Below are 9,877 nucleotides of genomic sequence, written 5' to 3'. Positions count from 1 at the left end.
ACTGTTAAATTTTGAATTTCTAAAATTTTTTCTACCATTTTTTTACTTCATCTGAACCTAATTATTCGTAAGCATTTCCTGGGGAATGCTGCGCAAACAGCGGTCAATTATCAGCTATTGGTACTTAGACATTTTATCGCAGGAAAAATGCGTCAAATTCAGTCTAGACAAGGGAATTACGTTGATGCCTTAAAAATGGCTAGAACCCCTGCTTATTCAGGATTTATGCCTTTTTGACGTAAAAGCCTCTTGCCCATACATATTTGATCCTATTTTCTGGCTTTATTTTGTGTAAGTCCCACTATCAGCTATGAGTTATACCAATTTCTAAAATATTGCTACAGTGTTTTTATCTGCTGGTGGGAATTTAGAGATTAATACTGTAACGACCTTTTTTGAATTTGGTATTATTAACTCATGATCACACCGAAGGAGGAATTAGTCTCCAAGGAGAATTAAAAGTTATGTTTGCTTTTGTATTCCGCACCGAAAGAAAAAGGCGATCAGTTAACCTTAGTAGTTATACCAAATCTCAAAAAGTTTGCTATGTATCTTTAGTAATGGGGAGATAGGGAGATGGTAATCAAACATAGCATTACTATTCAGAAATGGTATTACTTAAAGATGTTCAAAAGCTGTTTGCGTAGCATGACAAACGGAAATGCTAATAGCTGTTTGCGCAGCATTCCGTAGGAAATGCTTAGAATTATTCTTTTTCTATTTTTTCCTTTTCTAGCTGAACTTCTGGATTTTCATCTACATTAGGATAAGTCATAAGTGGCTGAGATAAACCCAGGAGCGATCGTAACTTTAGCCAAGCATATTCTTGCCACCAACCGACTATTCCATTAGGTAATATTGTCACGACTAATAAAAATAACGCACCTTGGAAAAATAACCAGATTTGGGGAAATTGTTCGCTTAAAAAAGTACGTCCGAAATTAACTAATAATGTACCAATAATTGCACCGACTAAAGTTCCTCTACCTCCTACGGCAACCCAAATAACCATTTCAATTGAAAAAGCTACTTCCATATAACTAGGGGTAACAATACCACTTTGAACTGTATATAATGCTCCAGAAATTCCGGCAATGGCACCAGAAATAGCAAATACTAAAACTTTAAATTCGGTGGGATTATATCCAGAAAATCTTACTCTAGTTTCATCATCTCTAATGGCAATTAATAGACGACCAAATCTACCACTGGTTAGCCAACGACAAATTAAATAAGTGGCGATTAGACTAATAATTGTTACTTCATAAAATATTAATTGTGCTTGGTCAGACCCTGCTAAAATACCGAAAAATTTTTCTGTGTCTGTTTTTAAACCGTTTGTACCGTTGATTAATTTTTGTTGACCGTTGAAAAAGTTAAAAAATACAAGTAAAGCTGCTTGAGTAAGGATGGAAAAGTAGACTCCTTTAATTCGATTTTTAAATACTAGATAACCGATAATTGCTGCGATCATAGCAGGAACAATTATAATTGCTAAAATTGTGAGAGGAAAGGAGTGAAAAGGCTGCCAAAATAAGGGAAGTTTTTCTACACCATAAAGAGTGAAAAATTCTGGTAATTCTCCTTCTGGCAATTGTAGTTTGAGGTGCATTGCTAAGGCATAACCTCCTAATGCAAAAAATATGCCATGACCTAAGCTTAATAAGCCAGTATAACCCCAGATTAAATCTATGCCTAAAGCCACAATTGCTAGGGAGAGAAAACGCCCTAATAATTTTAGTCTAAATCCTGGTAAAGTTAATGGCATTATGATGGCAAATATTAAAGTTATTGTTGTTATTATGCCGATTTGAGTTAATAATTTCTGATGTTGATTTTTGATCATATTTGGGGAATAAGGAATATGGAGAATAGTAGACATATACAGTTAATTTAGTGCAAAATTTGTAGTAGATCGTTTCATCTTATACCAAATCTGATGAGAGTAAGGAGATATTCACAAAATTCAAAATCTTCGCCTGATAAAGATTTGAATATTTAGGTAATACCAAGCGTTATAAATGTTTGCTACAAGATGTGGCGATCACTTTCTTTGTCTGATAACTAATGTTATTTGTTTAGTTTTTGGAGGAAAAATTATTCCTACACAAGCACAACTCTTACAATGTTATATCCTATCTTGTTGGGTAACAAAATTTTATTTACCAATTAACTTGATAAGATTAGATGAGCATAGTAAGAATATATTTATGTTAATTGAGGAAGATATTGAGATTCAAATTCAACCTAATGGTGAATGGAGTAAATGAATAAAAAACCTGATTTTAAAACTATGACTTCTCAAGAGTTAAAAATTATGTTTTATCTAATCAAGATGATGAAGAGGCTTTTTATGCTTACATTTATCAAGTAAATCAAAGGAAAGATAGAGTAGTTTATCCACCTTTAAAATCATTAGAATATATGGATAAATATCCCGAAGTTATTGAACAAATGCGTCAGTATTCCAGGAATAATTTTTGGAAAAATACTTGATTTTTTTGTTTTGGTTTTTCTTTTGGAATCATAGAGCGATCGCCTTCTTTTCAGTTATCAATTATCAGTAGTCTAGTAAGGTGGGTTACATTTCATTAATGCACCCTACTGAATTTGATATTATTTCTTGGTTAGGATGTCAAAAGCGATCGAATTACTAAAACTTCCATTCTAATGGCTGTAAATATCCAGGTAATACCTAGAGAAAGCTGAACCATTCCTAACACCAGTCCTATAACTTTGAGAATTGATGGCTTCAACACCTTGAGAATTTGACGGGCATAAAGCATACTTAATAGGTTGAGTACCATAATCACCATTAACAATCCCAAAACCAAAACTTCATGGCCTATTACTTTCTTCAGAATGGACATGATGAGCATAACTATGGCAATTCCATAGGGGGTTAAGATTGTAGGAAAAATTAGGGGAGTAACAACTAAATCAAGGGATGGATTTTCTGGAGAAGATGGAGGGGGAGCAGCCGAGCCATACTGAGTCATTATGATTCCTAGTGAGACTAAAAACAGCACAATTCCTGCTGCCATCATTAGAGCAGAAATAGGGATTCCATATTTGTCCACTATTTCTATACCGACAAGGGAAATCAACATCACAACTAAGGTCGAAATCCAAAACCCACGAAATGCCATTTTCTTTCGGAGTGTATCATCAGCATTAGCAGTCAGACTCACAAAAATAGGTACAATTTTGAGTGGCCCAAGAGTCAAAAAGAAGATAGTGAAGACAGAAGAAATACTTCCTTTCCTAGCCTTACTGATATATTCGCGTATAAGTGTTGTACCATCCACATCTTGAATAATTGCCTCATCTGTTTTTTTGCTGGCTTCTGAAGGTTGTAAAGTTTGCGCTAACATTACACTATCTCCTGGCGAGGCTGTTGCCATTGGGGTAGGGGAGGAGGTAAATATCATCAGCAGGTTACAAACTACCACCACAAAAATGATCAAGCGGGAGACGACTGCCCTGAAGGTACTGAGAAGTTGTTGTATTTGTCTACATTGTCTCATAAGTTTTTTTATTATAACTAACGTTTCTTTTTTATATTGAGAGTATCACAGGGAATATCATACTTAATTGATAAGTTCAGTAGTAGACTGACACAGCTAAAACGGCGTTGGTAAATCAAGAGATGAAACTTTAAGAGTAATCTGTTTCTGATACCTCTAAATATCTAACCAGAGTAAGTGATGGTATCACCCCTAGTAGAAAATCATCTTACCAATTACCAACGCCTAAAACTGTGCAATAGATTTTTGTTTCTAGGTGTCTCGATCTCCCCATCCCCCCCACCTCCCATCTCTCATCTAAATTTAATCCACGTCAACAAGAATGGTCTCATCATTTTTAATGGAGTTCTTACGGGACAAAAATTGAAGGTATAACTGCTGTTAGTCGAGCTACAGTTACAGCTTTAAGAACTAATAATCCGGTAGAGTTGCTGCTAGAAAACTTTGGGTAGCTGTTGGTTGGCATCCTCCTTTAGATTAGACCTTTTCAACAATCAAAAATAATATCAATTATTATCTATTAAGTTATCAATAAAGTTCCATAGTTTTGAGGTAAGCATTCAGCTATTAGCAGTTAGCAGTCAGCTCCTAGCAATAAAAATGAATGAAGCCAGCGTTTTTTTAACTTCTACTAAATTTTCAGGCGTTGCTGAGTGGTAATGATTTTGAGATTAACTTTGGGCACAAAACATCAGTTTTTCAATTTGACCTTCAGCTAATAGACATCTCCAAGAATCAAAAATCAATATCTATATCCCAAAGAAATTATCAATTCTTTACGCCTACAGCAAAGCTGCCTACTGCCTACTCCCTATGGGTGGAGTAGATGTCTAATTATCATTACATTTAAGCAACGCCAATTTTCAACCATAAATCTGAGTTATTAAACCATATAATTTGTGGCAGGAAATTATAGATGTATCTCAAAAGCTGTTAACGTTAGCGTTAGCGAAGCTCCTCTGAAAGAGGCAGCTCCTCTGAAAGAGGCTCGCTGTTAGCTGACTGCTGAATGCTTACCATTAGCTTCTTTATCAATTATCAATTATCCATTCGACCTTTTTGTGGAAATATTCCTGCTGGTTTAACTTGTAAAAAGACAATAATTAAAGCAAATACTGTTACTTTTGCCATGCTGGTAGTTGCCAAAAAATTGAAGAAGTCAGTCAAAAATTTTAGACTTTCTATATTTCCCAAAATTAAAGCTATAGTTCCTGAACCAATTAAATAATTTGTAATGCCAATTCCCATAGCAGCAATAACAGTACCAAATAAATTACCTACTCCACCAACGACTACTACCATAAAAGCATCTACTATATAATTTTGCCCTGTATTTGGACCGACTGAACCTAATAAAGTAATTGCGCAACCAGCAATTCCAGCTAACCCCGAACCCAAAGAGAATGTAATAGCATCAACCCGGTCTGTTGGAATACCCAAACAAGCACTCATGCTTCTATTTTGAGTGACAGCTTTAATTCTTAAACCCCAATTTGATTTATTCAAAAATAAGTAAATACCTAGCAAACTTATAGCAGTTAATATAATGATAAAAATCCGAGAATAGGGTAATTGAAACTCACCAATAGGTAATCCACCTTGTAACCAAACAGGAGCAGTAACATCAACATTTCTAGAACTAAACCAAGGTTTGGTTAATCCAGGACTTGTCAATAAAAATCCCAAAGTAGTAGCGATCGCTAAAGACAGGAAACAAATAATTGCTATTGCTAAATTTTTAATTTTTTCCCAATCATAGCGACGTTTTTTGAGGAAGTAAAGACTGCCAAAATAAAACAGACAAAAAACTGTTATGCCAATAATTAAGACTCCATTTACACTGCGGACAAATTGACGCAAAATCAGACTAACTCCCCAAGTTGCTAATAGAGTTTCTAAAGGTCTGCCATAGAGAAAACGTATCACCCCTTTTTCTAAAATTAAACCAGCGATCGCTACGACTATAAAGGCAATAGGAATGGCGAAAAAAATATAAATATTAGAAATAGGTTCACCTATGCTATTACAAATATTTTGAACTACGAAAGTAGTATAAGCACCTAACATCATTAATTCACCATGAGCTAAGTTAATTACTCCCATTAGTCCAAAAATAATGGCTAATCCTAGAGCGACAATTAGTAAGACTGAACCAATACTTATACCGTTAAATATGGCGATTAATAATTCTTGCATTTTAATTAAGGTAAGGAAGAGGGAAGAAGGAAGAAGGAAGAAGGAAGAGATAAGAGGGAAGAAGGGAAAATAAAATCAGGTAAATAATGACAAGATATTAGTCAGTTATCGGATCAAACGGAGCCACTTCTAATCAGAAATTTCCAGCTTTCCTTTTTTTCCGTTTTTTTTGATAATTACTCCAGAATTATAAATAGGAAAAAGACAACAATAAATCAAGGCAAATAATGATATAGATAGGTCATTTCTCGGATTAAACAGATGAAACCGAGCCACTTCTAATCAGAAATTTCCAGCTTTTATTTTCTTCCGTTATGATAATTATTCCAGAATCAGAAAGAAAGAAGAAGGAAGAATAAATTTAATAGTCATCAATTAGAATTAAAGGAATTTTCAAGTTGAGAAAGTAGAAGTTTTTAGGATTTTTCGCGAATAATTAAAGTTGAACACCTCTTCTTAGCTGCGCCACTATCTGTCGCCCTACAAAGAGAGAAAATTATTTTAGTCAATCATATCAATTTTCAGGAAAGGTAATAGTTAATTATTAATTATTAATTTTTTGGCTAACACTTAACAAAGAGCAGGGAATAAAGTAAATAATTAATATTAAACTCAACTTTACCATCCGAGAAAGCGCTGTAATTAGTGAGCTATTTAGACCAACTAATTACAGCACACAAAATTAGATATTTTGTAGAAACATTAAACCTACATATTTATCCACCACTCGTACAAAATTCTACTCTAATTTCTGACTTATAGCCAAAGACTTATTATATCTTGTATTTACCACCTTTATTAGGGTCACTCCAGTCACAAGCAAACCCCTTAGTTGCTGGAACAAATTGATTCCAAGGTATAGGTTTAATAGCTCCTTCAGTAGACCAAACTATATTAAATAAACCATCATCACGAACTTGACCTATTCTCACAGTTTTAGAAATATGATGATTAGCATTCATAGTAACCAAACCTTCAGGAGCATCAAAAGTTTGTCCGATAGCTGCCATCCTTACCGCATCTAAATTATCAGTAGTACCAGCTTTTTCCACTGCTTGTTTCCAAAGATAAACCATAATATAAGCAGCTTCCATCGGGTCATTTGTTACTCGGTCTGCACCATATTTTGCCTTAAAATCTGCCACCCATTTTTTATTAGCTTCTGTCTCAACAGTTTGGAAATAATTCCAAGCAGCATAATGACCTATAAGAAACTCCTTACCAATTTGTCTAACTTCTTCCTCAGCAATACTCACCGACATAACTGGATATTGTTCCGGAGTCAGACCAGCACCTTTCAACTGTTTAAAAAAGGCAACATTACTATCACCATTAAGACTATTAAAAATCACTCCACCATTAGGTAAAGCCTGTTTAATCTTAGTAATAATCGGAGTAACTTCCGTATTTCCTAAAGGTAAATAATCTTCACCAACAGTAGTACCACCTTTAGCTTTTAACTGCTCCTTAATAATCGTATTTGCAGTACGAGGAAAAACATAATCAGAACCAACTAAGAAAAATTCCTTTCCCTTATTTTCTAACAACCAATCTACAGCAGGTTCAATTTGTTGATTAGGAGCAGCACCCGTGTAAAAAATATTTTTCGAGCATTCTTGACCCTCATATTGCACCGGATACCAAAGCATATGATTCTTAGATTCAAAAACAGGCAAAACAGACTTCCGAGAAGCAGAAGTCCAACAACCAAAAACAGTAACTACCTGGTCTTGGTCAATAAGTTTATTAGCCTTTTCAGCAAAAGTAGGCCAGTCAGAAGCACCATCCTCTACAATTGCTTCTATTTGCTTACCTAATACACCACCAGCAGCATTTATTTCCTCAATAGCTAACTTTTCCGCTTCAACTACCGTAGTTTCGCTAATTGCCATTGTGCCACTGAGGGAATGGAGAATACCCACTTTAATTGTGTCAGCCCCAGATGTAGTGTTAGTGTTATTAGCACCACCACAAGCTTTGAGAAAAATACTCGTACCTAGAGCAGCAGAACTATAAATTAAAAATTTCCTGCGTTCTAATCCTTTAGCCATAACAAAAATACTTCACTATAATTAATTTCAAACTTAACTTTACCAGGACTTAGGCACTTTTTAAGTTCCAAACACTATATATCTATAACGTTATAGTTTTTTCTCACTAGACTAGATATATAGATAGTGTTTTTGAGTAAAACCCTCAGTATAGCCATCATTACTCAATAGTTGTCATTTTTGCCTTCTATTACTTCTTGCTAAGATTAGTTTAACTTTGATTTTAGCGTTGATGAATTATGAACAAAAACAAATTGATAATTATCTGTTTATCAATAATTATATTAGTTTCAGTAGGGCTGAATTTCCTATTTTTTAGGAGTAGGAATTATTATTTACAATTAAACTCTCTACAATTAAATCCACTTGCCATAAAATATTATCCGATTGATACTAATCCCAAAGAGGCTAAAAATCTCAATCAAAAAAAACTATATTTTTTTTTGGAGATTCTCGTGCCCGTGGTTGGAATTCACCTAAAGGTTTTGATGATTTTAATTTTGTTAATCGAGGAATTTATGGGCAAACTACAGGGCAAGTTTTAGGAAGATTGAATCAACATCTAAAACCTTTATCTCCGGATATTGTGATAGTTCAAGTTGGTGTGAATGATTTATACAGAATTCCAATATTTCCTGAGAATAAAGAGATAATTATTTATGACTGTAAATCAAATGTCAAAGAAATTGTCAAGCAATCTCGTCAGCTTGGTGCGGTTGTGATTCTGACAACTATTTTTCCTATTGCTGAAGTGCCACTTGAGAGAAAACTTTTTTGGTCGCCGGATGTAGAGTTAGCTATTAAGGAAGTGAATGATTTTATTTATTCTTTGGAAAACAAGGATGTGATAATTTTCGATACAAAAGCGATTTTGGCAAATGAACAAGGAAAAGTTAAGGAAGAATATAGTAGAGATTTTCTTCATCTTAATCGGGCAGGATATAAAGCATTCAATGAAAAATTAATGCCTATTTTGAAAAGGTTATAGATTTGGTTGAATTTGAATATAGCAATTTTCGTACTGATAAGGTGTAAAATTAGTTTGTTTTAGCAAAAAAAAATCATAAAAAACAGTACCTTATAAATGGATAATTGATAATTAATCAATTCGGTTTAAAGCATCTCCTAATAATTAATAATTGATAATTGCGGAAAGCGAAACAAAAATAATTATCCATTATTCATTATCCATTATCAATTAAAGACTAGGCATTATCCCTTTTAATCTGATTATCTGGTCTGTAAGGTTCTTCTCGTAATATATGACTAACTAATAGTTTTAGATAGAATAAAGGAAGAAACCATTCAAGTCCTACAGGCGTTTCTAACAGATAAATCGACAATACAATGGCTATACTATACAGAATCAGTGCAACAGGACGTTGAAGATATAGTGGTATTATCAGAATTACTGTAGAAGTCACAACCAGATAGCCACCCACCGTAAAGATCCAGAGAAGATTGAAGTCCATGTACAGGCAAGCGATTGTAGTAATTTGGACAAAATGAAGCAAAATGAAAGACATATGCTCTGTGAAACCTTGACCAGCACGGTGATACCAACGCTTCCCACTTGATGTTGAGTTAGTGATTATTCCACCTACGATATCAAACCCAATGACAAAACAAACCAAGTATTGTGTTAATGACCATCCAAATTCACCTAAATAACCATAATATGCAGCAACAGAACCTGCAAATATGGGTACAACTGACTGTAGAATCATCTCTAGACGAGTAGCTCCGGGGCCACAAAATTTGTCAATACTACCTTTAATACCCAAGCGTGGTTCAGGAAAGTTCCAATCTATTTTCATAGTATTTCCAAGTTAAAGATACTAAGTAATAATTTAAAAATAACACTTTAAATTCCCTTTTCAAGTTATTCCTTTTTCTTCAATTACTCCTTCTGCTTCGAGAGCGATCGCCTGTAATTTTTTCAACATTTTTTGATTAGCTGACTGCCAGAAACTTCATTGATTTACTTCTAATAATTTTTCTGCCATATCCCGCAATGCCCAAGAATTTTTTGAATGAAAAAGTTGGGTAACAATGACAAAATATGACTTGACTTTCTAATAAAATTTTCAACTATTTCTGCAT

General features: G+C 34.1%; 8 protein-coding genes and 1 pseudogene. 4 read left to right on the top strand and 5 right to left on the bottom strand.

What is annotated here, in order from left to right; genetic code table 11:
* The first annotated feature begins 401 nt into the window (after positions 1–401).
* Positions 402–572 carry a hypothetical protein gene (locus F6K27_RS25850; protein ID WP_287300933.1) on the top strand — a complete coding sequence of 57 codons (171 nt, stop codon included), beginning with the start codon at positions 402–404 and terminating at the stop codon, positions 570–572.
* Between the two features lie 134 nt (positions 573–706).
* On the opposite strand, the gene urtC is transcribed toward F6K27_RS25850, so the two are convergent.
* Positions 707–1,846, bottom strand: a complete 1,140-nt coding sequence (gene urtC / locus F6K27_RS25845) for an urea ABC transporter permease subunit UrtC (protein ID WP_287275658.1) — start codon at positions 1,844–1,846, stop codon at positions 707–709.
* Positions 1,847–2,021: 175 nt separating this feature from the next.
* On the opposite strand from urtC, the gene F6K27_RS25840 reads away from it, so the two are divergent.
* Together F6K27_RS25840 and F6K27_RS34410 are read left to right on the top strand one after the other, a co-directional pair.
* The gene (locus F6K27_RS25840; protein WP_287275613.1) at positions 2,022–2,270 is read left to right on the top strand and encodes a DUF6888 family protein; all 249 of its coding nucleotides are present in this window, start codon (positions 2,022–2,024) and stop codon (positions 2,268–2,270) included.
* A gap of 52 nt (positions 2,271–2,322) precedes the next feature.
* Positions 2,323–2,496, top strand: a pseudogene (locus F6K27_RS34410) (hypothetical protein); the annotation flags it as partial.
* Between the two features lie 131 nt (positions 2,497–2,627).
* Here the strand turns inward: F6K27_RS34410 and F6K27_RS25835 are convergent.
* The 3 genes from F6K27_RS25835 to urtA all read right to left on the bottom strand — a co-directional run bounded on the left by F6K27_RS25835 (position 2,628) and on the right by urtA (position 7,774).
* Entirely contained in the window at positions 2,628–3,527 is a 900-nt protein-coding gene (locus F6K27_RS25835; protein WP_287243849.1) for a MarC family protein, read from the bottom strand.
* Positions 3,528–4,565: 1,038 nt separating this feature from the next.
* Positions 4,566–5,723 (bottom strand): branched-chain amino acid ABC transporter permease, encoded by a 1,158-nt coding sequence (locus F6K27_RS25830; protein WP_287275611.1) that lies wholly within the window; start codon positions 5,721–5,723, stop codon positions 4,566–4,568.
* A gap of 773 nt (positions 5,724–6,496) precedes the next feature.
* Positions 6,497–7,774 (bottom strand): urea ABC transporter substrate-binding protein, encoded by a 1,278-nt coding sequence (gene urtA, locus F6K27_RS25825; protein ID WP_124145669.1) that lies wholly within the window; start codon positions 7,772–7,774, stop codon positions 6,497–6,499.
* A 433-nt stretch (positions 7,775–8,207) separates the two neighbouring features.
* Here urtA and F6K27_RS25820 point away from each other — a divergent pair, with 433 nt between their 5' ends.
* Positions 8,208–8,762, top strand: a complete 555-nt coding sequence (locus F6K27_RS25820; protein ID WP_124145668.1) for an SGNH/GDSL hydrolase family protein — start codon at positions 8,208–8,210, stop codon at positions 8,760–8,762.
* A 217-nt stretch (positions 8,763–8,979) separates the two neighbouring features.
* Here F6K27_RS25820 and F6K27_RS25815 read toward each other — a convergent pair whose 3' ends face one another.
* Positions 8,980–9,591, bottom strand: a complete 612-nt coding sequence (locus tag F6K27_RS25815) for a hypothetical protein (protein ID WP_287275609.1) — start codon at positions 9,589–9,591, stop codon at positions 8,980–8,982.
* Positions 9,592–9,877: the final 286 nt, after the last annotated feature.

This window comes from Okeania sp. SIO2F5 (assembly GCF_010692685.1).
GTDB lineage: Bacteria > Cyanobacteriota > Cyanobacteriia > Cyanobacteriales > Microcoleaceae > Okeania > Okeania hirsuta.
This window is presented reverse-complemented; position numbering and strand designations above follow the sequence as displayed.

Excerpts from the sequence above, each read along its gene's own strand:
- F6K27_RS25815 (WP_287275609.1), bottom strand. The coding sequence starts at position 9,591 with ATGAAAATAGATTGGAACTTTCCTGAACCACGCTTGGGTATTAAAGGT.
- F6K27_RS25840 (WP_287275613.1), top strand. The coding sequence starts at position 2,022 with ATGTTTGCTACAAGATGTGGCGATCACTTTCTTTGTCTGATAACTAAT.
- urtC (WP_287275658.1), bottom strand. The coding sequence starts at position 1,846 with ATGATCAAAAATCAACATCAGAAATTATTAACTCAAATCGGCATAATA.
- F6K27_RS25830 (WP_287275611.1), bottom strand. The coding sequence starts at position 5,723 with ATGCAAGAATTATTAATCGCCATATTTAACGGTATAAGTATTGGTTCA.
- urtA (WP_124145669.1), bottom strand. The coding sequence starts at position 7,774 with ATGGCTAAAGGATTAGAACGCAGGAAATTTTTAATTTATAGTTCTGCT.
- F6K27_RS25835 (WP_287243849.1), bottom strand. The coding sequence starts at position 3,527 with ATGAGACAATGTAGACAAATACAACAACTTCTCAGTACCTTCAGGGCA.